12 protein-coding genes are annotated in these 22,708 nt (G+C 38.1%); 4 read left to right on the forward strand and 8 right to left on the reverse strand.

The genetic code is table 11. The features are described from left to right. The first annotated feature begins 651 nt into the window (after nucleotides 1-651). Nucleotides 652-3,876, forward strand: a complete 3,225-nt coding sequence (locus IQ226_RS13585; RefSeq protein WP_228039426.1) for a PAS domain S-box protein — start codon at nucleotides 652-654, stop codon at nucleotides 3,874-3,876. A gap of 120 nt (nucleotides 3,877-3,996) precedes the next feature. Next, complete coding sequence (locus IQ226_RS13590; RefSeq protein ID WP_027403642.1) at nucleotides 3,997-4,200, forward strand: hypothetical protein; 204 nt, start codon at nucleotides 3,997-3,999, stop codon at nucleotides 4,198-4,200. Nucleotides 4,201-4,505: 305 nt separating this feature from the next. Here the strand turns inward: IQ226_RS13590 and IQ226_RS13595 are convergent, their stop codons facing one another. The 4 genes from IQ226_RS13595 to IQ226_RS13610 all read right to left on the reverse strand — a co-directional run bounded on the left by IQ226_RS13595 (nucleotide 4,506) and on the right by IQ226_RS13610 (nucleotide 11,062). Continuing rightward, nucleotides 4,506-5,567 carry an ATP-dependent 6-phosphofructokinase gene (locus tag IQ226_RS13595; RefSeq protein WP_193896135.1) on the reverse strand — a complete coding sequence of 354 codons (1,062 nt, stop codon included), beginning with the start codon at nucleotides 5,565-5,567 and terminating at the stop codon, nucleotides 4,506-4,508. Between the two features lie 48 nt (nucleotides 5,568-5,615). After that, nucleotides 5,616-6,635 carry a dihydroorotate dehydrogenase-like protein gene (locus IQ226_RS13600; RefSeq protein ID WP_193896137.1) on the reverse strand — a complete coding sequence of 340 codons (1,020 nt, stop codon included), beginning with the start codon at nucleotides 6,633-6,635 and terminating at the stop codon, nucleotides 5,616-5,618. Between the two features lie 159 nt (nucleotides 6,636-6,794). After that, nucleotides 6,795-10,382 (reverse strand): pyruvate:ferredoxin (flavodoxin) oxidoreductase, encoded by a 3,588-nt coding sequence (nifJ, locus tag IQ226_RS13605; RefSeq protein WP_228039427.1) that lies wholly within the window; start codon nucleotides 10,380-10,382, stop codon nucleotides 6,795-6,797. A gap of 443 nt (nucleotides 10,383-10,825) precedes the next feature. Then, on the reverse strand, nucleotides 10,826-11,062 hold the full coding sequence (locus IQ226_RS13610) for a HetP family heterocyst commitment protein (RefSeq protein WP_193896139.1): 237 nt from the start codon (nucleotides 11,060-11,062) through the stop codon (nucleotides 10,826-10,828). Between the two features lie 1,479 nt (nucleotides 11,063-12,541). On the opposite strand from IQ226_RS13610, the gene IQ226_RS13615 reads away from it, so the two are divergent. Together IQ226_RS13615 and pgmB are read left to right on the forward strand one after the other, a co-directional pair. Then, a complete protein-coding gene (locus tag IQ226_RS13615) occupies nucleotides 12,542-14,959 on the forward strand; it encodes a sucrose synthase (protein WP_193896142.1) in 2,418 nt (805 codons plus the stop codon). Nucleotides 14,960-15,164: 205 nt separating this feature from the next. Further along, nucleotides 15,165-18,050, forward strand: coding sequence for a beta-phosphoglucomutase (pgmB, locus tag IQ226_RS13620; protein WP_193896143.1), 2,886 nt, complete (start codon nucleotides 15,165-15,167; stop codon nucleotides 18,048-18,050). Between the two features lie 171 nt (nucleotides 18,051-18,221). On the opposite strand, the gene IQ226_RS13625 is transcribed toward pgmB, so the two are convergent. From IQ226_RS13625 to zds, 4 genes are all read right to left on the reverse strand, one after another. Continuing rightward, nucleotides 18,222-18,593, reverse strand: a complete 372-nt coding sequence (locus IQ226_RS13625; protein WP_193896145.1) for an Hpt domain-containing protein — start codon at nucleotides 18,591-18,593, stop codon at nucleotides 18,222-18,224. Between the two features lie 83 nt (nucleotides 18,594-18,676). Next, the gene (locus tag IQ226_RS13630) at nucleotides 18,677-20,128 is read right to left on the reverse strand and encodes a diguanylate cyclase domain-containing protein (protein WP_370567138.1); all 1,452 of its coding nucleotides are present in this window, start codon (nucleotides 20,126-20,128) and stop codon (nucleotides 18,677-18,679) included. A gap of 409 nt (nucleotides 20,129-20,537) precedes the next feature. Then, nucleotides 20,538-20,981 (reverse strand): SRPBCC family protein, encoded by a 444-nt coding sequence (locus tag IQ226_RS13635; RefSeq protein ID WP_193896147.1) that lies wholly within the window; start codon nucleotides 20,979-20,981, stop codon nucleotides 20,538-20,540. A gap of 144 nt (nucleotides 20,982-21,125) precedes the next feature. Continuing rightward, nucleotides 21,126-22,580, reverse strand: a complete 1,455-nt coding sequence (zds, locus tag IQ226_RS13640; protein ID WP_193896149.1) for a 9,9'-di-cis-zeta-carotene desaturase — start codon at nucleotides 22,578-22,580, stop codon at nucleotides 21,126-21,128. Nucleotides 22,581-22,708: the final 128 nt, after the last annotated feature.

Genomic DNA, 22,708 nt, shown 5'->3' on the forward strand with positions numbered 1-22,708 from the left:
TTTAGATCCTGCACCTCATTAATCTGCAATCTTCTGCTGTAATTTGAGGCCTACCTTTATACGACCATAGCAATCCTACCCAATTCTGGGAAAATATGTAGATAAAAACCCTTGTTTTATAAGCATTTGAGCCTTTTGAACTCTCGCGGCTCATTTAGAATTGCTACATATATTTTATATGGTGAATGCTTACTACTGAAAATGTTTACAAAACTAAAAATTTATATATAAATTTTTAAGTATACAATTTGATAAGACAATGAAATATTTTAATAAAAATCAATTTACCGATGCTTTCAAATATTTGCTAAGTAGGTTGGCGTTGAAAATTGTCGTTATAGCAAGGCAAAAGTGAAGAAGTTCTCAGCGATCTTACGTTTCTTTACACAGTTTGGTTTGATTGTGTTCACCTACTTATTCATATAGAACTCCTATCTGATTTTTGATAGCTTGGGTGGCGTAGCCATACAAGACTTAGTAGGTATTAGTTCCGTCTTTTGTCTTTCCTGTTCCCTGTTCCCAGTTAAGAGTTCCCTGACCACACAAGTAAATTTACAGAATCAAACCGGATTCCTATATCTAGGCAACTTATTAAATATTACCTTAGGAAAAATTTTTTCAGTAACCCCTCATTAGCATAGTTTTATCGGTATGAAATTAGTTACAGAAGTATCTATTGATCAGACGCAGCCATCAAACCCATTAGTTGATGGAATGAATAAGGAGTTAATTTGTTTACCTAGTTTATATGAAATTATTAATTATTCTCCTTTAACTATTAGTCCTGATAGTTATGTAATGGCTGCTATTAAATTGATGAATCAGGTTACAGTTAATTATCCAACTCAAGCAGCAAACGACTATGTTTTGGTGGTAGAGGGCAAGAAATTACAAGGAATTTTGACCATTGAGGATGTACTGAGGGTAGTTGCCTCAAATACCAACTTATCAGCAGTGAAAATGGCGAATGTGATGAGTCAGCCACCAATTATGCTCAAAGAATCAGATTCTGAGCATATTTTGACCGTGTTAGCACTTTTGCAGCAGCATGGTATTGAACATTTACCTATAGTAGATGACGAAGACAATTTAATCGGTATTGTCCATAAAAAAGACTTATTACAAAGCTTAAATATAGAAAAAATAGTGGGTGTGCTTGAAGTATTACAAGAAAATTTTGCAGATTCTCATCCAAAACACACACCAATTAATCAAGAATTAGAAGTAATTCGCTGGCAAACTTACAATTATTTACAACAATGGGTAAAAGCAGAGTTTGCTGATACTACAGAAATTAATCTGCAACTTCAAGAAACCTTAGAAGAACTGCAAATTGCGGAAGAAGAACTGCGACAACAAAATGAACAATTGATCTATTCCCGTGAAATTACTGAAGCTGAACGACAGCGTTATCAAGATTTATTTGAATTTGCACCTAATGGTTATTTAGTAACTGATAGTTTAGGGATAATTCAGCAAGCTAATTATGGAGCAGCATCCTTGTTATCTGTGCGTCAAAATCATCTGATTGGCAAACCATTAGTGGTATATATTGCTGAACAGTACCGCTCTCAGTTCGTATCTCAGTTAAAAAAATTGCAGCATTTACAGGAATGGGAAATAGATTTCCAGCCTCGAAAAGGTTCGCTATTTTCTGCTAGTGTGAGAGTAAATCCTATCTCTGATAGTAAAGGTAAACGAACTGGGTTATTGTGGTCAGTAACTGATATTAGCGAACAGCAAGCTGCACTGCGTGAACGGGAAAAATTAGAAGCAGCCCTGCGTCAAAATAGCGATGTTTTGGAAACCAGGGTAAAAGAACGCACGGCAGAATTAGTGATTGCTAATGAGCGATCGCAACAGGAAATCGTGGAACGAAAACAGATTCAAAAGTCCTTACAAGAGAGTGAAGCCCGACTTACATTGGCATTGGAAGCGGGTAAAATTGGGATTTGGGATTGGCATATCCAAATCAATAAGACTCTCTGGTCTCCTAATTTGGGTTTAATGTATGGTTTACCTATTGATAGTTTATCTCCTAATTATGAAGATTTTCTCAAGTTAATCTATCCTGAAGACCGTGAGCGGTTTCAAGTATGTGTGAGTCAATCCATTGAAAAAAAAGTTGATTTTGTCTGTGAGTATCGGGTAGTTGGTGGTGATAGTAACCTAAATTGGTTGAGTTCTAGGGGAAAAGTTTACTGTAATGAAAATGGTGAACCAATTCGGATGATTGGGACTACTAGGGATATTTCTGAACGGAAGGCAACTGAACAGCAACTTTCTGAACAAGCTGCCCTTTTAGATATTGCAACTGATGCAATTTTTGTCCGTGATTTTCAAGCCAAAATTATTTTTTGGAATCAGGGTGCAGAGAAAATATATGGGTGGAAACGTCAGGAGGTTTTAGACAAGAATCCCAAGGATATTTTTTATGATTCAACTTCCCATGAGCAAGAGATCATTCCTTTGAAAACTGTAGTGAGAGTGGGAAGTTGGCAAGGTGAATTACGCAAACGGACACAATCGAATCAACTAATTATTGTTCAAAGTCGTTGGACATTGATGTTAGATACTGATGGACAACCTAAATCTATTCTCACGGTAGATACTGATATTACTGAAAAGAAACAACTAGAAGATCAGTTTGCCCGCGCTCAACAAATGGAAATTCATGCTAAAAGAATGGAAAGTATTGGGACTTTAGCTGGTGGGATTGCTCACAATATCAATAATCATTTAACACCGATTTTAGGATATGCTCAATTGCTAAAAAGTAAATCTTCCTTAGACAAAGATAATTGTTTGCAAATGCTCACAACTATTGAAGCGAATGCTAAAAAAGGGGCAGCTTTGGTGAGACAACTTTTATCTTTTGCGAAGGGAGTAGAGATTCAATATACAATTATTCAGATTGGTGATTTGATTAGGGATACTATTCAGATGGCTAAGGAAACATTTTCCTTTCCTCAATCTATCAAATTTTTCACCTATCTCCCGCCAAAATTATGGACGATATCTGGGGATAAGAATGAACTGGAACAGGTATTAATTAACTTAATGGTTAATGCTGGTCATGCTATGCCTAATGGTGGCAATCTGTCTATTTCTGCGGAAAATTTGTATATTAGTGAAGAGATGAGACGGATAAATCATTATGCTGGTGTGGGAAATTATATTGTGATTACAGTGGAAGATACGGGGACGGGGATACCAGCGGAAATATTAGAGAGAATATTTGAGCCATTTTTCACTACTAAGGATATTGGTAAGGGAACAGGATTAGGACTATCAACAGTGCTAGGAACGATTAAAAGTCATAAGGGTTTTATTAATGTTGATAGTGAAGTGGGGAAAGGCAGTAAATTTAAAGTATTTTTACCATCGGTAAATCAGGAAGTTATGCCTTTAGAATCGGATTATGGGGAAATGTATCCAGGACGGGGAGAGTTAATTTTAGTGGTGGATGATGAACCCCAAGTGCTGGAAGTGACGAAAAATATTTTAGAAAACTACAATTATCAAACTATTACTGCTAAAAATGGGATGGAGGCGATCGCTATTTATGCCCGGTACAAACAGCAAATTAGAGTAGTATTGATGGATATGATGATGCCAGAAATGGATGGAAGTTCTGCTATCTCCAATTTGAAAAAAATCAATCCTCAAGTCAAAATAATTGCTTGTAGTGGACGCAATATCCAAAATATGCTGGAACCAAGTCATGAAAATCAAGTTCCTGCGATTTTATTAAAACCCTACACTAATCAAGAATTACTGGAAACATTGAGTTATATACTAAAGGAGTCAGGAGTCAGGAGTCAGGAGAAAGAAAGAAGGAAGAAGGAAGAAGAAGAAAGGAAGACAGAAGAATAAAATTACCCAATTATCAATTACCAATATTTGAGTATTTTGAACAGATTTTTAGGGATGACAGCACTTATGCTCATAGAATTGACCGATTCATGAGACTTTATATTCTTTCCTGGCAAATCTATGACACCTCAAGAATTTTTAGCAAAGTTGGCAACAGCCCCAACAGACCCCGAAAAACTGGTAATTTTTGCAGAATACTTGGATACAAATGCCTTAGACTATGCTACAACACCACGATGGAGAAGTCTTTCTTATAGTAACGAAATTGAAATGGCGCTGAAAAATGTGGCTTTTCATTTAGAAGCGCTCGCTGAAGTTGAGTAATACGTAAGGGAGTGGGGGAGTTGGGGGAGTTGGGGGAGTTGGGAAGATTATTTATCTTTCTCTTACCCATTACCTATTACCCATTACCCATTACCCATTACCTGTCACCTGTAACCTGTCACCTGTAACCTGTCACCTGTAACCTGTCACCTGTAACCTGTCACCTGTCACCTGTAACCTGTCACCTGTAACCTGTAACCTGTAACCTGTAACCTGTCACCTGTAACCTGTAACCTGTAACCTGTCACCTGTCACCTGTAACCTGTAACCTGTCACCTGTCACCTGTCACCTATTACCTGTCACCTTATTCACCAATATATATACCTAAAGACCGAGCGGTTTGGACTAAATCACCTTGAGGATTAACAAGAGAGGGATTTTTGTTTATAACATCTTGAATGGGGAAAGTAACAACTTTGCCATTTTGCCAAGCTAACATTTGATCATATTGATTTTGAGCAATTAAATCAATGGCAATTTTACCAAACATGGTGGCTGTGAGACGGTCTAAAGCTGAGGGGATACCACCGCGCTGAATATGTCCTAAGACAGAAACTCTAGTATCAATGAGGTGATGACTACAATTGGCAATTTTTTCGGCAATATATTGACCTTGACCACATTTAGCTGTTGTGCAAGTAGAAGGATTATTGGCATCTTCTGTGGAAACAGATATACCTTCAGCAACAACTATAATGGCGAATTTTTTTTGCCACTGTTCGCGTAATTCGGTCAGATGATTACATATTCCCTGAATAGTATAGGGGACTTCGGGAATTAAAATCACATCAGCACCGCCGGCAATTCCTGAGTGTAAAGCCAAGTGTCCCGCGTTGCGTCCCATAACTTCGATAATCATTACCCGGTCATGACTAGCAGCGGTAAATATGAGCCGATTAATGGCATCAACAATGGTATTAACTGCCGTATCAAAGCCGATTGCACGTTCTGTAAAGGCGACATCATGATCAATGGTTTTGGGGATAGCAATTAAATTCCAATTACCTAAAACTGATAGTTGATGAATAATATCTAAACTACCATCTCCACCCACAATAATTAAAGCATCTAAAGCGATCGCTTTATAGCCGGCTAATATTTCATCAGCATGAGCTAAAGTATCCCCTTTATTAATACTACCTAAAATCGTTCCCCCCATATTTAGCAAAGGGTCAATCCCGCGCAAATCCCAACCATGTATACTTAACGGCACTGTTTTTTGTTCTAGCAACCCTTGGGTGGCGTAAGGGATACCCACGACCTGCCAATCATAAGTCCTTGTGGCATGACTCACAGCCGCGCGAATCACACAATTTAGACCAGGACAATCACCACCACTAGTAAGAATACCGATACGTTTTTTCATAGGTCAGGAGGTAGGGGCGCAGGGCCTGCGCCCAGTCAGGAGTCAGGACTAAGATGGTGTATAAACTCTACCCGAATCTGGGTTATAGGTTTGTAAAGCTTTCATATATTGAGCGCGTTCAAAAGCACTAGGATTAGGACAATTTAACTGGCTCATAGTACCTTGCATTTGCTTGACAGATTCATATTCATGTATTTTCATCCATTGCCGGAGGTCTTTTTCTAAACACTGAATATGGTTAATACCTTCCCGTAATAATATTGAACATAACATAGTTACATTTGCGCCTACCATTAACATTTTGATTACATCATGGGTATTATGAATACCGCTAGTGGCAGCTAAACTACCCTGAATATGACCATAGAGAATGGCTATCCAGCGCAGGGGTAAACGCATGGCTTGGGGGGTACTTAAAAGTACATGAGGTTCGACTTCTAAATTTTCTAAGTTAATATCTGGTTGATAAAACCGATTAAATAATACTAATCCATCAGCCCCGGCATGATCTAAACGTTTGGCAATATTTGCAGTATTAGTAAAGTAAGGACTCAGTTTTACGGCTACAGGAATAGTGACGGCGGCTTTAACAGATGTGAGAATATCAAGATAATTTTGCTCGATATCATGACTACTTAAATCTGGGTTAGTGGGAACATAGTAAATATTTAATTCTAGTGCTGATGCTCCTGCTTCTTCCATGAGTTTACCATATTCTGTCCAACCGCCAACGGAAGAACCATTCAAACTAGCAATAATGGGAATATCCACTTTTTCTTTAGCTTTGCGAATATGGTCTAAATATTCTTCTGGTCCGACTCGGAAATTAGCGATGTTTGGGAAATAGGTTAAAGCTTCGGCAAAACTTTCTGTATGATATGTTAAATGATGATGAAGTGCGGATTTTTCTAAGTTTAATTGTTCTTCAAATAGTGAGTGCATAACAACAGCACCTGCACCTGCATCTTCCATTAGTTTAATATTATCAATGTCTTCGGAAAGTGGAGACGCGGAGGGAACTAAGGGAGATTTTAATTCTAAACCTAAATATGTGGTAGTTAAGTTCATACATTTGGTAATGGGTAATTTTTTCTTTCTGTTTCCTGACTCCTGATATTAATTCAATTCAGATAAATGAACCACAGAGGCACAGAGGACACAGAGACAGAAAATCTCAAGAAATTTGGCGCATTTTTACAAAGAAATGGTATGACTCGTAATTTAGCTTTATTGTAATTTTCTGGCGGCTAAATATTGGTACATTTGCCAACGGGTGTTAACATCGAGTTGGGCTTCTTTGAGGAGTTCTTTTGCTGTTTCTGGGTTAATTTTGGTTAACATTTTAAAACGGTTTTCCATGTACATGGAATTTTCTATGGGTATGCGAGGGGTGCGAGAATCGAGTTGTAGGGGGTTTTCTCCCTGTTTAATGCGGTGGGGGTGATAGCGATATAATAACCAGCGTCCAGAGTCTACAGCGGCTTTTTGGTTTTGCATGGCTGTACTCATGTTGATACCGTGAGCAATACAATGACTGTAGGCAATGATTAAGGATGGACCTTCGTAAGCTTCGGCTTCTAAGAAAGTTTTCAGGGTTTGTTCATCTTTTGCGCCCATTGCTACACTAGCAACATAAACGTTACCGTAGGTCATAGCGATTAAACCTAAGTCTTTTTTAGTTGCGGGTTTACCACCGGCGGCGAATTTTGCTACTGCACCTTTAGGGGTAGATTTGGACATTTGACCGCCAGTATTAGAGTAAACTTCTGTGTCTAAGACGAGAATATTGACGTTGCGTCCACTAGCAATGACATGATCTAATCCACCGTAACCAATATCATAGGCCCAACCGTCACCACCAATGATCCAAACACTTTTTTTGACTAAATAATCAGCGAGGGATTGAAGATTTTTAAACGCTGATAAACGCTGATAAACGCTGATAGAATCTTCTTTCATCTGCGTTAATCTGTGTTCATCTGCGGTGATAATTTCTTCTAATTTTCTTTTAAGAATGGAAACTCGTTCTCGTTGAGAGTAAATATCCGATTCGTCTTTTTGTTCAGCGTTGAGGATTTCTGAGACTAAGGTTTCACCTATATGGGGTGCAAGTTGTTGGAGTAAATAAGCGGCAAATTCGGCTTGTTTGTCTATGGAAACCCGGAAACCTAAGCCAAATTCGGCGTTATCTTCAAAGAGACTGTTAGACCAAGCAGGACCCCTACCTGCGGCGTTTTTTGTCCAAGGTGTGGTGGGTAAGTTACCACCATAGATAGATGAACAACCGGTGGCGTTGGCAACGATCATGCGATCGCCAAATAATTGTGTTACAAGTTTAATATAAGGTGTTTCTCCACATCCAGCACAAGCACCGGAAAACTCAAACAACGGTTCTTGCATCTGTTGTTGATTAATATGATTTAACTTTAAATTCCGTCTATCTGGGTTGGGAAGATTTAAGAAGAAATCCCAGTTTTCTCGTTCCTGTTCTCGCAATGGTTTTTGCGCTGCCATATTAATGGCTTTTTTGCGCGGTTCGGCTTTATTTTTGGCGGGACAAACATCAACACAAATACCACAGCCTGTACAATCTTCTGCTGCTACTTGAATGGTAAACTTTAAATCATGCCAATCATGTTCTTTTGCATTGGCACTTTTAAAAGTTGTTGGGGCATTTTCTAACTCTTCTGGTGCATATACTTTCGCGCGAATGACACTATGGGGACACACCATCACACATTTACCACATTGAATACAAACGTCAGCATCCCAAACTGGAATTTCTTCAGCAATGTTGCGTTTTTCCCATTTAGATGTTCCCGTCGGATATGTACCATCTACAGGTAATGCACTTACAGGTAAATCATCACCTTCACGGACTATCATTTTCCCTAATACATCGCGGACAAATGCAGGGGCATTATTGAGAATAGGTGACAGGTGATAGGTGACAGGTGACAGTTCTTTAGCTGTAATTTCATAGAGATTTTCCAAGGTTTTATCAACTGCTTGGATATTCATTTGTACAAGTTCTTCACCTTTTTTACCGTAGGTTTTACGAATAGATTTTTTAATTTGATCTATAGCTTCTTCCCTTGGTAAAATACCAGAAACAGCAAAGAAACAAACCTGCATAACGATGTTAATATGTCCACCCATTCCCGCTTCACGGGCGACTTTATAGGCATTAATGACATAAAATTTGAGATTTTTGTCAATTATCTCTGTTTGCATGGTGGTGGGTAATTTATCCCAAACTTCATCTTTGTGATAATGTGAATTTAGTAAAAATGTCCCACCAGGAATAATATCTTTTAATATCGGGAACTTTTCTATAAAGTCCCATTGATGACAAGCGACAAAGTTAGCTTTAGTAATTAAATAGGTAGAATGAATTGGTTGATTACCAAAGCGCAAATGAGAGACTGTGACAGAACCAGACTTTTTAGAATCGTAAACAAAATAACCTTGGGCATAATTATCTGTTTCTTCGCCAATAATTTTAATTGAGTTTTTATTTGCCCCCACTGTCCCATCTGCACCTAAACCATAAAAAATTGCCCTAACTATATTGTCAGCTTCAATGTTAAATTCGGGATTATATGCTAAACTGGTATGAGTAACATCATCATTAATGCCGATAGTAAAATGATTTTTTGGTATTGCTAACTCCAAATTATCAAACACCGCTTTTACCATTGCTGGTGTAAATTCTTTAGAAGATAAACCATATCTTCCCCCCACAACTTGAATTTTGTGAAGTTGGTTTGCTGCCAAAGCTGTAACTACATCTACATACAAAGGTTCACCAATTGCCCCTGGTTCTTTTGTTCTATCTAAAACAGCAATTTTGCAGGTAGTTTGGGGAAGAGAATCAATAAATCTTTGGGTATCGAAGGGACGATATAATCTAACTTTGATAACTCCGACTTTTTCACCTTGTTGATTGAGATAATCTACGGTTTCATGAACTGTTTCGCAACCAGAACCCATGAGAATAATTATTTTTTCTGCTGCTGGATGTCCATGATATTCAAATAGTTGATATTTTCTGCCTATATTTTGGGCAAATTCATCCATTACCTGTTGAGTAATATCTGGACAAGCTGAATAAAAAGAGTTTACAGTTTCTCTTGCTTGAAAATAAACATCAGGATTTTGGGCTGTTCCTCGTAATACCGGATGTTCAGGTGTTAAAGCCCGTGAACGATGGGCAATTACTAACTCTATGGGAATAAATTTTTGTAAGTCTTGAGTTGTTAATATTTCTATTTTATTGACTTCGTGGGAAGTGCGAAAACCATCAAAAAAGTGTAAGTAAGGTATGCGAGATAATAAAGTTACTTTTGTGGAAATTAGGGCAAAATCATGGGCTTCTTGCACAGAAGCAGCGCATAACATGGCAAAACCAGTAGTTCTTGCAGCCATGACATCACTATGATCTCCGAAAATGGATAAAGCTTGGGCTGCAAGCGATCGCGCCGCAATATGAAATACTGTAGGTGTAAGTTCACCGGCAATTTTGTACATATTTGGTAGCATCAACATTAACCCCTGAGATGCTGTAAAGGTTGTTGTCAGTGAACCAGTTTGTAACGCCCCATGTACGGCGCCCGCAACCCCCCCTTCACTCTGCAACTGCACCACCGCAGGAACAGTTCCCCAAATGTTCGGTTTTCCCTCACTCATCCAAGTATCAGACCATTCCGCCATCGGTGAAGATGGTGTAATCGGGTAAATGGCAATAACTTCGTTTAATTGGTAAACGACTTTCGCCACAGCTTCATTACCATCTATAGTTGCAAAGGTTTTCATCTTTATATTCCTTGACCTTTAATAACTATTAAAACATACAGTCAGCCGGTAGGGGCGCGGGGCCTGCGCCCAGTCAGCTTAAATCCTCTACCTCATGAATCTGCAATCTACTCTAGATCATTCAATAATTATAACCTGAGTTCGACATAAGATAATTTTTGGAAAACTGCCCCAAATATGAGTCTCAACCCCTTATGATCTCGTTGAAAAAATCATAACTCTGTTCGCGTAGCGTCTCCGAAGGAGAAACTCGGAATTCCTAACACCGAACTCAGGTAATTGATAGTTCGTGAAAAATCCCCCCATGCTAAATGTAGCATGGGGCTAGATAGGAACAAAATCCCAAATTATTAGTTTTAGGGAATAACTTTCTGCTGAGTTACTCTACCTTTTGGCTTAGTAATTGAGATGAATCTTTGTAAATATGACTATTCACAAAAGACTCAAATATCTGCTTTTGGTTTACTAGCTGTTCCATGACCTTGACGGTTTTCTTTAATCAATCGGCTGTAAGTCCGTTGAGGGATATAGTGAATTGGATTGTAATCAATACAACGTAAAATCAACACACAAGCCCAAGAATACCGTCCATCAGCAATAGCTTCAATGATATGATTGAACTGTTCGGGAGTGATGGCACTATGAAAATCGTTCTGAGCAGAAGAAGCCTGATAGTTCATAACTAACCCTGATCTAATCTTGTAGGATGGAAAGTTAATAATTCGTGAATATTCAGAACAGAAAATCTTTTTAGTCCAAAATAATCAGACTTTTATAGTCAAGTTGAGGAATTTTACTCCTGATTTGACAAGCCTTTTAAATCTTGACTTTTGATCTCCTAAATTCCAAATAATAGGGACAAATCAAGGGGATATTTATGCAATCACAGCAATATATACAGATGATATGCACAGGATTTAATTCTCTTGGTGAATAACTTCGATATCTAAGTTCGAGTATAGCGATAACTTACCGATTAAATATCAATATTATTTGTGATTATGAGAGAATTTTATTAATTTTTTGTGAGGTTTATTGAGCAGTGGTATACATTCAATTAGTGATATCTCATTGGCAATTTGTAATCTCAATAGATTAAATCTTGCAATTTTTAAGTGCATAAACTGAAAAAATTACTGAACACATTACCCTTATGTCAGTAAAAATACAGGCAAATTTCTAGCATTGTATGCCCAAGTTGATTGTTTGGTAAAAAATAGGAAATACAGATATTCGTATTATGACACTATTTAAATAGTCATACAATATTGAGATATTTCCTGTCTATGGTTTTGTAAATACTCCTTGTGACACTATTATATGCAGAATACTATGTTTCCTGTAACTAGTGAGCCAAATTGGCACTTTGTTTATATAAATACTACAGAAAATATCAGTTACAAATTACAAATTAAATGACTATTTAAATACTGTCACAAGAGATATTTACAAAACTGTAGATAAAATGTACTCCCATGTTGCATGACTGTCTGAATACTGTCACAAGCAGTATTTACAAAGCAACAAAATTAAATCTGCCATGGGGTCACAAATTCATTTTCAATTTTTTGGCTAAATTAATTACACCTCATCACGACATACTCAACCTCCAAAATTCGTTGGGGATATGAGTATTCAGGTTTTGCTGAATTGAGTAATATTTGTATATGTAATATTTGATTCTTATTTTCATGGACTATTAAAAAAGTGTCACAAGTAAGATTTACAAAATGGTAATTAATACAAGTCAAAACTCTGCTGTAACGAATAGATATTTCTCTATCTAGGGCTTGCTGATAGCGTAGCGTGGCGTATGACTCCTACGTCGTCACGCAAGCTATGGACATATAAACCTAAAACCATTTATTAACAAAGGGTTTCGCGGATTTTCACCACAAAAAAGTGCCAGGTTTTGGCTAATGGTGTCTCAAAATAGGTGCATTTTTCTTTGTCGGATTGGGAAAATTGAGGATATCCAGACAGTTGAAACTGTCACCTGTCACCTCCCCTCACAGACAACTTTTTCAGCAAACCCTATCTATAAGATGAGGTTAGAGTTCATCCTTTAGTTAGAAGTAAATGATTGAGTAACTTATTTACGATTAACTCAAAACAGCAGATCAATAATTCTGACCTTCGCTAGAGTTTGGTAATCTACAATGTATAAATTGGTGCAAACTATTATTAACAGTGATGAAAAAAATGCTTTGAGTGAGTTTATCTTAGGATTGGGTAATCATCATAAACGTTACTTTTTAAGAAACGAGATTTTACAAGCCTTTGCAGATTATTGTCACCAATTCCAAAAACCTGCTTATTTTTATCACTCTTCCTCCCTAGGAACATTTATTCAGTACACCCATGAAATAATTCTAGATAGTGAAAATATTTGGTTCGTCCTTAGACCCAAAATTGCCAGTCAAGAGGTATGGTTATTAAGCGCTGATTTGACCAAGTTTGACTTAATGACACCACAAGCATTATTAGCTGTGAGCGATCGCTTAGTCAACCGTTACCAACCCCACATTTTAGAAATTGATCTTCATCCCTTCTACCCAGCAGCGCCGAGAATTAGTGATTCTCGAAATATTGGCCAAGGTTTAACCGTTCTCAATCATTATTTTTGTAATCAATCATTAACAGATCCTGAATATTGGATTCACGCATTATTTCAATCACTACAAAGATTAGAATATAATGGCATTAGCCTATTAATTAGTAATCACATTCATTCAGGATTACAACTAACCAAACAAATCAAACTAGCTTTAGAATTTGTTAGTAATTTATCCCCCGATACACCTTATGAAAAATTTGGTTTTCATCTCCAATCACTCGGTTTAGAACCAGGGTGGGGTAACAATGCAGCCAGAGTTAGAGAAACCTTAGAACTTCTCGAAAAACTCATAGATAATCCCGAACCTGCTATTTTAGAAACCTTTGTTTCTCGCATTTGTGCAGTTTTCCGCGTCGTCCTCATTTCCATACATGGTTGGGTTGCACAAGAGGATGTTTTAGGTAGAGATGAAACACTAGGACAAGTTATTTATGTTTTAGAACAAGCCCGGAGTTTAGAAAACAAAATGCAAGCAGAAATTAAACTTGCAGGTTTAGATATATTAGGAATTAAACCCCATATCATTATATTAACTCGACTGATTCCCAATTGCGAAGGCACATTTTGTAACTTACCATTAGAAAAAGTTGATGGTACAGAAAATGCTTGGATTTTGCGCGTTCCTTTTACAGAATCTCAACCAGAAATTACCAACAACTGGATTTCTAAATTTGAAGTTTGGCCTTATTTAGAAAAATTTGCTCTAGCTGCCGAAACAGAAATTTTAAACCAATTTAAAGGCAAACCAAATCTAATTATTGGTAATTACAGTGACGGTAACTTAGTCGCTTTTATTCTCTCCCGAAAAATGAAAGTTACCCAATGTAATATTGCCCATTCTCTAGAAAAACCTAAATTTCTATTTAGTAACTTATATTGGCAAGATTTAGAATCACAATATCATTTTTCCGCCCAATTTACCGCTGATTTAATCAGCATGAATGCCGCCGACTTTATCATCACATCATCCTATCAGGAGATTGTCGGTACACCAGATACAATGGGACAATATGAATCCTATAAATGTTTCACCATGCCCAACTTATATCATGTAATTGATGGCATTGATTTATTTAGTCCTAAATTCAACATGGTTTCTCCGGGAGTCAGTGAAAATATATTTTTCCCCTACAACGAAACAACCAATAGAGAATCCCATTGTCGTCAACACATCCAAAACCTAATTTTCCATGCAGAACATCCCCAAATTATTGGTAAATTAGAACATCCTCATAAAAAACCGATATTTTCTGTTAGTCCTATTACCTCAATCAAAAACCTCACAGGTTTAATTGAATGTTTCGGTAAAAGTCAAGAATTACAAGAACAATGTAATCTCATATTATTAACCAGTAAACTGCATCCAGATTCAGGAACAAACCCAGAAGAAGTTCAAGAAATAGAAAAAATTCACGCAATTATTGATCAATATCATCTTCACCATAAAATCCGCTGGTTAGGAATGCGTCTTCCTTTAAGCGATATCGCCGAAACCTATCGTGTAATTGCCGATTTTCAAGGAATTTATATTCACTTTGCCCTTTATGAATCCTTTAGCAGAAGTGTTTTAGAAGCCATGATTTCTGGATTACCAACTTTTACAACTCAATTTGGTGGTTCATTAGAAATTATTGAAAATCACAATAAAGGATTTAATCTCAACCCTACAGACCTGGAAGGAACAGCCAAAACAATTACTAACTTCTTAGAAAAATGTCATAATTGTCCAGAATATTGGCTAGAGAATTCCCAATGGATGATTGAGCGCATTCGCCATAAATATAACTGGAATTCCCACACAAATCAACTGTTGTTATTAGCCAAAATGTTTAGTTTTTGGAACTTCGTTTATCCTGAAGATAACGAAGCTAGAGACCGTTACATGGAAAGTTTATTTCATCTCCTTTATAAACCTATCGCCGACAATATTTTATCAGAACACATTCATCAGCAAAAATAAAAATTGTAAAAAATTGTAGGTTGGGTAGAACGAAGTAAAACCCAACATTTACAGGAATTTGTTGAGTTTCATCTACAGGAGTTTGTTGGGTTATGGCTATCGCCACACCATGGCTAACGCCTCCCGTCAGGGATACGTGAACGTGCCTCAACCCAACCTACGTAAGTTTTAAATATAAAAAAACAAAAATAACTAATCCAAAATCATGGATAAAAAAGACCATTTCCGCAACCTTAGCTATACAGACTGGATATTAACTGAAACCCAGTTTAATCCCGAATATTTGCACAGCCGAGAAACCATTTTCACCATTGGTAATGGCTATTTAGGAACAAGAGGAACCTTTGAAGAAGGGTATCCCCGTGCATTATCAGCGACATTTATTAACGGCGTTTACGATGATGTTCCCGTAGTTTACACCGAACTCGTTAACTGTCCAGATTGGCTACCATTAACATTTATAATTGAGGGAGAACGCTTTCGCCTTGATCAAGGTACAACCTTAAAATATCACCGTCAACTAGACTTACATCATGGCATTCTTAGTCGTTGCTTACGGTGGTGTAGTCCTAATGGCAAAGTAATAGATATCCATTTTGAACGTTTTGCTAGTTTAGCTGACGAGCATATAGTAGGGCAACGTTGTCAAATAACACCAGTAAATTTTGATGGTTTAATTGAAATTCAAGCCAGTGTAAACAGCTATTCAGAAAATCAAGGATTCAATCACTGGGAAAGATTAGATCAAAATAAAATTACACAAGGATTCTGGTTGCATAGTCGCACTCGCAGTAGCCGCATAGATGTCGGTATAGCGGCAAAAATTAATATTTCCGGGACTAACTCGGATTTACAAATCAACACTACACCTGGTTATCCTAGCCTGAATGCAACTGTGATAGGTCAAATTCAACAGACGATTACTATAGTAAAAATCGTGAGTATTTTTACATCTAATGAAATAACAGAACCAGTTGCAGCCGCTAAAGAAAAACTCGTAAGTTTACCAGATTATATAACCTTAATTGATGCCAATGCCCAAGCCTGGGACACAGTTTGGCAACAAAGTGATATTATGATTGAAGGGGATATGACAGCAGCTTTTGCAGTGCGTTACAATCTGTTTCAGTTACTAATTGCTGCACCTAGAAATAATCATCAGGTTAGTATACCAGCAAAAACCCTATCCGGCTTTGGTTATCACGGTCATATCTTTTGGGATACAGAGATTTTTATTCTGCCATTTTTTACCTTCACCCAACCAAACTTAGCCCGTAATTTACTCAGTTACCGTTATCATACTTTACCAGGGGCGCGACGCAAAGCCGCCCATTATGGCTATCAGGGGGCGATGTTTGCTTGGGAAAGTGCGGTGACAGGGGATGAAGCCACACCGCGCTGGTCACTACGAAGTGATTTTTATGCCGAAGATATCCGTATATGGTGTCGTGATCGAGAAATTCATATTAGTGCGGATATTGCTTACGCTATTTGGTACTATTGGCAAGTGACAGAAGATCATGAGTGGATGCGAGATTATGGTGCAGAAATTATTTTAGATACCGCCATTTTCTGGAGTAGTCGAGTGGAATTTAATCCCCACTTAGAATGTTATGAAATTCGGGGAGTTATTGGTGCAGATGAATATCACGAATCAGTCCATAACAATTGTTTTACAAATCGGATGGTGCAATGGCATTTAGAAAAAGCTTTATTTATCTATAATTGGTTGCATTCCACTTTCCCAGAAGTAGCAATAAAACTGGAGCAAAAATTACAAATTACCTCTGAAGTTCTCACACATTGGCGCGAAATTATCACTAAAATTCTCATGCTTCACAATCCCGAAACCTTACTCATTGAGCAATGTGAGGGATTTTTTCAATTAGATAATATTAACTTAGCTGCTTATGAACCACGAGAAAAATCAATCCAAATTATTTTGGGGATGGAAAAAACCAATCAAGGACAAGTAATTAAACAACCAGATGTATTAATGCTTCTGTATTTGATGCGGGAATCTGCCGATTTTCCCTACAATCAGTCAACATTACAGGCAAATTGGGACTATTACGCCCCCCGCACAGATATTAGTTATGGTTCTTCCTTGGGACCTGCCATTCACGCCATTTTAGCCGCTGATTTGGGCAAATTACAGGAGGCTTATGAATGCTTTATGCAAGCGGCAATGGTAGATTTAGAAGATAAACGCGGAAATACCCAAGATGGGATACATGGTGCTAGTGCTGGAGGCATTTGGCAAACTGTAATATTTGGTTTCGGCGGTATCCAATTGAGAGAAAATGACCTCATAGCTAATCCCCGCTTACCCCCAACTTGGACAAGGCTGAAATTTAAGTTACAGTGGCATGGTAAATGGCAAGAGTTCGATTTGCGTCAAGAATTGCCCAAGGCAGGGAAAACCAATATCCGGGGTGTGATTTTTGATTTAGATGGGGTGTTGACTGATACCGCAGAATATCATTACCAAGCTTGGCAAAAGTTAGCCAATGAGGAAGGGCTATTTTTTAATCGAGAAATTAATGAATCCTTGCGGGGTGTGTCTCGTCGCGCTTCTTTGATGTTAATTATTGGTAATAGAGAATATTCAGAAGTACAAATTCAGGAAATGATGGCTCGGAAAAATGATTATTATGTAGAACTAATTCATCATATTACACCCGCAGATTTATTACCGGGGTCTGTGGCTTTGTTGGCTCAATTGCATCAAGCTGGGATCAAAATCGCCATTGGTTCTGCTAGTAAAAATGCCCGTTTAGTGATTGAAAAATTGGGAATTGGCAGTACAATAGATGTTATTACTGATGGTGATACTGTCCAATCTGCCAAACCAGCACCAGATTTATTTTTGAATGCTGCCAACCAGTTAGAAATTCCCCCAGATGAATGTGTGGTTTTTGAAGATGCAGCCGTAGGTATTACAGCCGCTAAAGCAGCAAATATGTGGGTGGTAGGCTTGGGACCAGAGGAGAGGGTAGGGGCTGCTGATGTGGTTTTGCCTAGTTTGGCTGGAGTAAAATGGGCAGAATTAGCTGCAAAAATTTTGGGTATTTCTGAATTAAAAGATTAATTTTGAAACCTCTTACCTTTGCGCCTTTGCGTGAGATATAATTAATTTCCGAGAAGTGTACTAACTTCGTGATCTGTGGTTTGGCTAAAATCATCGTACCATAAACCAATTGCAGACATTACTTCTGGAGATTGTAGACAAACTACGTCATCCACTTGGAAACGCAATTCTTCACAGGTATCTAGGGGTGCAACTGGAACTTTGTAATAGTTTCTTTAAATCAATTTCAACTTGTGCATACTCATTAATCAATTGTGACACCAATTCTAAAGACCCTGCCAAATTGCCATTCTTCCCTTTCGATTCTAACTCTAAGCAAAGCTGATGGATATCCATTGCTCCCAAAGAAGCACTGCTAGACTTTAGGTTATGGGCTGTTTTTCCCAGGTTATCAGCATCTCCCTGGCTTGCAGATGTTTGAATAGCGGCGATAATTTTCGGAGATTCCATCAGATAACAGTTGATGATTTCTGCCAACACGTCCTGATCACCTTCGAGCATATCTAGTAGGGATTCTAAAACCTGAGTATCAATTGAAGACATTTGTCAAATTTTGAAGGTGGTCAACTTTACTTGAGTTTGGACTAATTGACATTTCGACTTTCATACCCCAATTCACCAAGGCTTTATTCATAAATGGCGTAGCGATCGCGTCCTGTCAGTTTTGCCCGATAAAGGGCTTCGTCCGCTTTAGCAATTAGCCATTTTGGAGAACTGCTACTTTGGGGAATAATAGTCGCAATCCCCAGGCTCAGGGTAAGATATGAACTAATTTGAGAACTTTCGTGAATTAAGTTCCGCGTGCGAATATAAGCAAGAATTATTTCCGCAATACAAATTGCACCAGTAGTATCTGTATTCGGTAAAACTAAGGCAAATTCTTCACCACCATAACGGGCTGCTATATCTCCTGGACGTTGGGCTACTTGATATATAATTTTAGCAACCTCCTTCAAACATTCATCTCCCAATTGATGTCCATAGGTATCATTATAATTCTTAAAAAAGTCTATATCACAAAGAATCAATGATAATGGCACTTGTTCTCTTTCTAATCGTTTCCATTCTCGCTCTAAAACTTGATCAAAGGAACGACGGTTAGGAATTTGAGTCAGACTATCTATGTTTGCCAGTTGTTGTAATTTCTGGTTAGCAACTTCTAACTGTTGATATAATTCTGCTTGTTGAATAGCCATAATTAATGGATATGTCAATTGTGTAAGTAAATCAATATCCGATTTAGCCCATTTGCGTGGTTTAGAACATTCATAAACTACCAATAATCCCCAAATATTGTTTTCCTGTTCAATGGGGACAACCAAATTTGCTTTAGCCTGTAATCCATTAAGTAAATCAATGTGACATGGGGAAAGACCAGCATCATTAACATCTTCAATCACATAAACATTACTGTGCCGATATTTATGACTGGATTTATCCAAGAAGTAAGTATCTTTAAATACTCTTCCCAACATGGAACTCCATTCAGGGTCTACAGACTCAACTATTACACATCCACTTCCATCCGGTTGAAACCGATAGACAATGACACGATCAGTTTTTAATAATTTACGGACTTCTATAACCGTTGTACTCAGAATTAGTTCTAAGTTTAAAGATGTGCGAATTTTTTGGGTAATTTTAGCGACCAACTGCTCTTGTTTAACTTTATACTGGAATTCTTTGATGAGCCAGTGCATTTGCAGTAAGCGGCGCACTCTTTGTTTTAAAACTGCCCAATCAATCGGTTTAGTAATATAGTCAACAGCACCAACTTCAAATGCTTTATCTACAGAACCTTGATCATCCAGTCCTGTAATCATCAAGATAGAGATATTGGGATCAAGTGCGTGTAACTGGGCGCAACAAATAAAACCATCCATTACTGGCATCATCGCATCCAGTAGCACAATATCCGGCGGTGAATTCAGGCAAATATCCAGGGCAGCTTTACCATCAGCAGCTACCATTACCTCATACCCCTCTTTTTCCATAGCAAGACGTAGTTGCATTTGTATAACTAAGTCATCATCTACAACTAACACTAATGTATGATTGGTGTGAATAGAGGGAGCCACAATTTCCTCGCTGAACTTGAACTAATATTACACTTGTTACATAAATTATACGGTGTTGTTGCCCATATTCCGCACTTCACAATGTAGTATCCATCTTTTCAAGAATTATTCCTAATAAGGGTTAAATTTTTCAATATTAATACTTAAAATGATGGATAAAATATGTGTTTTATTAAACGATAAAAAATAAAATTATGGAAATATTCGCGTATTACAAAATGAAGTGCGGAAAGTGGGTTGTTGAGTAAAGGTATGATTTTATTTCCCGCAGAGACGCTCCAAGCGCAGAGAGTAGGAGTTTGAGAGATGGAATTTTCGACTTTCATACGCCAACTCACCAGCGCCCAATTTTACAGGAATATCCGGTAAGGGTAAAGCTCATTAGCTAAAGCCGCTGAGAGTGTCAAATTTAATTGGTTTTCACGTTTAAGGCATATTCTTTAAACCTTTCCAAGTCTGCTTGAATTGTGGATTCTACCACTTTTCCTAAAAATAAGTTATCCATCAGTCTACCAATTAGTCCTGGAATAGCATAGGAAACTGTCATTTTCACAATACTTATATCATAGCGATCATAAAAGCGAATAGCCCCTTGATTTGGTAAACCATCAACTGATTCCCATTGAATAATTTGATTAGGAATCATCTTCGTAATTCGGGATTTCCAAGTAAATTCTAACCCGCCTGTACTGAGTTTCCACAGGGAAATTTCTAGGTTATCTGGAGAAATTGTCACTGAATCAATCCATTTCATCCATTTAGGCATTTGCTCTAAATCAGACCACAATCCCCATGCTAGTTCTATGGGAACTTCTACTTCTACTTGAACGCTGTGTTCTAACCATTCACTCATAGGATTTTAGATTTTAGATTTTAGATTTTAGATTGGTGATTGGTAATTGGTAATGGGTGATTGGTGATTGGTAAACTTTTACTTATTTCCTATTCCCTATTCCCTATTCCCTATTCCCTGTCCCCGTGGCGTAGCACCTGTCACCTATTTCTTCCCACTTTCGAGGATTGCTTTAGCGGCACGTTTTCCAGAAACTGTTGCTCCTTCCATGCTGTCAATATAATCTTGTTGTGTGTAACTTCCAGCTAGGAAAAAGTTAGGGACAGGTGTTTTTTGATCAGGACGGTAGACATCCATTCCTGGTGCTTCTCTGTACAAAGATTGCGCCAGTTTGACGACACTATACCAAGTCATGTTTAAATCTCTTGACGAGGGGAACAGTTCATGCACTTGCTTGAGGACATGATTAGCGATCGCTTCATTACTTTGTTTAATGAAAGGATCCCCCGGTGTCAATACCAGTTGTAACAATGAACCCTCGCCAGGACGATAATAATCGGCGGGACTAGTTAAAGCCAAATCAGCAAAACAGGAAAAATCAGCATCAGCGGTATACAACAAATTATCTATCCCTGCTGCCTGTAGGGGTGGTGTTACTCCGCCCTTACCGCGTTTTTCCTCATCTTGTAGTTCTGTCACCCAACCATCAAAACGTAGCTGTACTGTAGCGACGGGGACAGCATCTAGCTTATAAATGTTATCAAATTCTGGCCATTTCCGCCAAGGTTGGGGTAAAACTCGTTGAATTCCCGGGACATCACAAGCACATAGATAAGCGTCAGCAGTGATCACTTCTTCTGTATCACCTTGGGCAACTAATATCCCTGTAACTTGGGTTTGTTCTCCAGACTCAGCAAATTGAATTTCTCTGACTTGACGACGGGTGTATATTTTTGTGCCTCTTTCTTCTAAATACTTAACAATAGGTTTGTGTAAATATTCATGAGGTGAACCTTCGAGCATTCGCAGAATTGAAGCTTCTGTTCGGACAGCAAAAAACTGGAAAATTGTCAACATACACCGGGCGGATATGTTATCACAATCTATAAATCCCAAGGCGTAAGCAATAGGATTCCAGAGACGTTTGATGCTGCCTTTACTGCCTCCGTGACTGTAGAACCAGTCGGAAAAACTGATTTTATCTAATTTGCGAATAGTTTTCATGGCCCCATCAAAGTCTACCAAACCTTGAACTATTGGGCTAGTCCCCAGGGCGATCGCATTTTGGAATTTATCCCGTACCGAAAGTTGAGAAGTGGTAAAAAACGCCTTTAATCCATTAAAAGGCGCACCTGTGAAAAAGCGAAAATCTAATGCCCCAGTTTGTCCACCTTTATTGATAAAAGTATGGCTATGTTCCTTGAGGCGTAAGTTATCACCAGCCCCCACCTTTTCCATCAACTCAAACAAATTGTAGTAGCAGCCAAAAAAGACGTGCAGCCCCATTTCAATATGGTTGCCGTCACCATCTACCCAACTGCTAACTTTACCCCCCACAAACGGACGGGACTCGAAAATTTCTACTTCACAGCCAGCATCTACTAAATCTATAGCAGTTGCCAACCCTGCTAATCCCGCACCCACAATTGCAACGCGCATTCCCTCTTCCTTGTTCAGTTTCTTTACAAATTGTAACTGAATTGGTCAGTTGTCAGTTGTCAGTTGTCAGTTGTTAATATCTTCTCCCTGCTCCCTGCCCCCTGCCCCCTGCTCCCTGCCCCCTGCTC

The sequence above is a fragment of the Dolichospermum sp. LEGE 00240 genome, from assembly GCF_015207875.1.
GTDB classification, from domain to species: domain Bacteria; phylum Cyanobacteriota; class Cyanobacteriia; order Cyanobacteriales; family Nostocaceae; genus Dolichospermum; species Dolichospermum gracile.

What these genes read in the sequence shown, in the direction of transcription:
- zds (WP_193896149.1), bottom strand. Translation starts at nt 22,580, where the DNA reads ATGCGCGTTGCAATTGTGGGTGCGGGATTAGCAGGGTTGGCAACTGCT.
- IQ226_RS13600 (WP_193896137.1), bottom strand. Translation starts at nt 6,635, where the DNA reads ATGAACTTAACTACCACATATTTAGGTTTAGAATTAAAATCTCCCTTA.
- nifJ (WP_228039427.1), bottom strand. Translation starts at nt 10,382, where the DNA reads ATGAAAACCTTTGCAACTATAGATGGTAATGAAGCTGTGGCGAAAGTC.
- IQ226_RS13610 (WP_193896139.1), bottom strand. Translation starts at nt 11,062, where the DNA reads ATGAACTATCAGGCTTCTTCTGCTCAGAACGATTTTCATAGTGCCATC.
- IQ226_RS13590 (WP_027403642.1), top strand. Translation starts at nt 3,997, where the DNA reads ATGACACCTCAAGAATTTTTAGCAAAGTTGGCAACAGCCCCAACAGAC.
- IQ226_RS13625 (WP_193896145.1), bottom strand. Translation starts at nt 18,593, where the DNA reads ATGTCTTCAATTGATACTCAGGTTTTAGAATCCCTACTAGATATGCTC.
- IQ226_RS13635 (WP_193896147.1), bottom strand. Translation starts at nt 20,981, where the DNA reads ATGAGTGAATGGTTAGAACACAGCGTTCAAGTAGAAGTAGAAGTTCCC.
- pgmB (WP_193896143.1), top strand. Translation starts at nt 15,165, where the DNA reads ATGGATAAAAAAGACCATTTCCGCAACCTTAGCTATACAGACTGGATA.
- IQ226_RS13615 (WP_193896142.1), top strand. Translation starts at nt 12,542, where the DNA reads ATGTATAAATTGGTGCAAACTATTATTAACAGTGATGAAAAAAATGCT.
- IQ226_RS13595 (WP_193896135.1), bottom strand. Translation starts at nt 5,567, where the DNA reads ATGAAAAAACGTATCGGTATTCTTACTAGTGGTGGTGATTGTCCTGGT.
- IQ226_RS13585 (WP_228039426.1), top strand. Translation starts at nt 652, where the DNA reads ATGAAATTAGTTACAGAAGTATCTATTGATCAGACGCAGCCATCAAAC.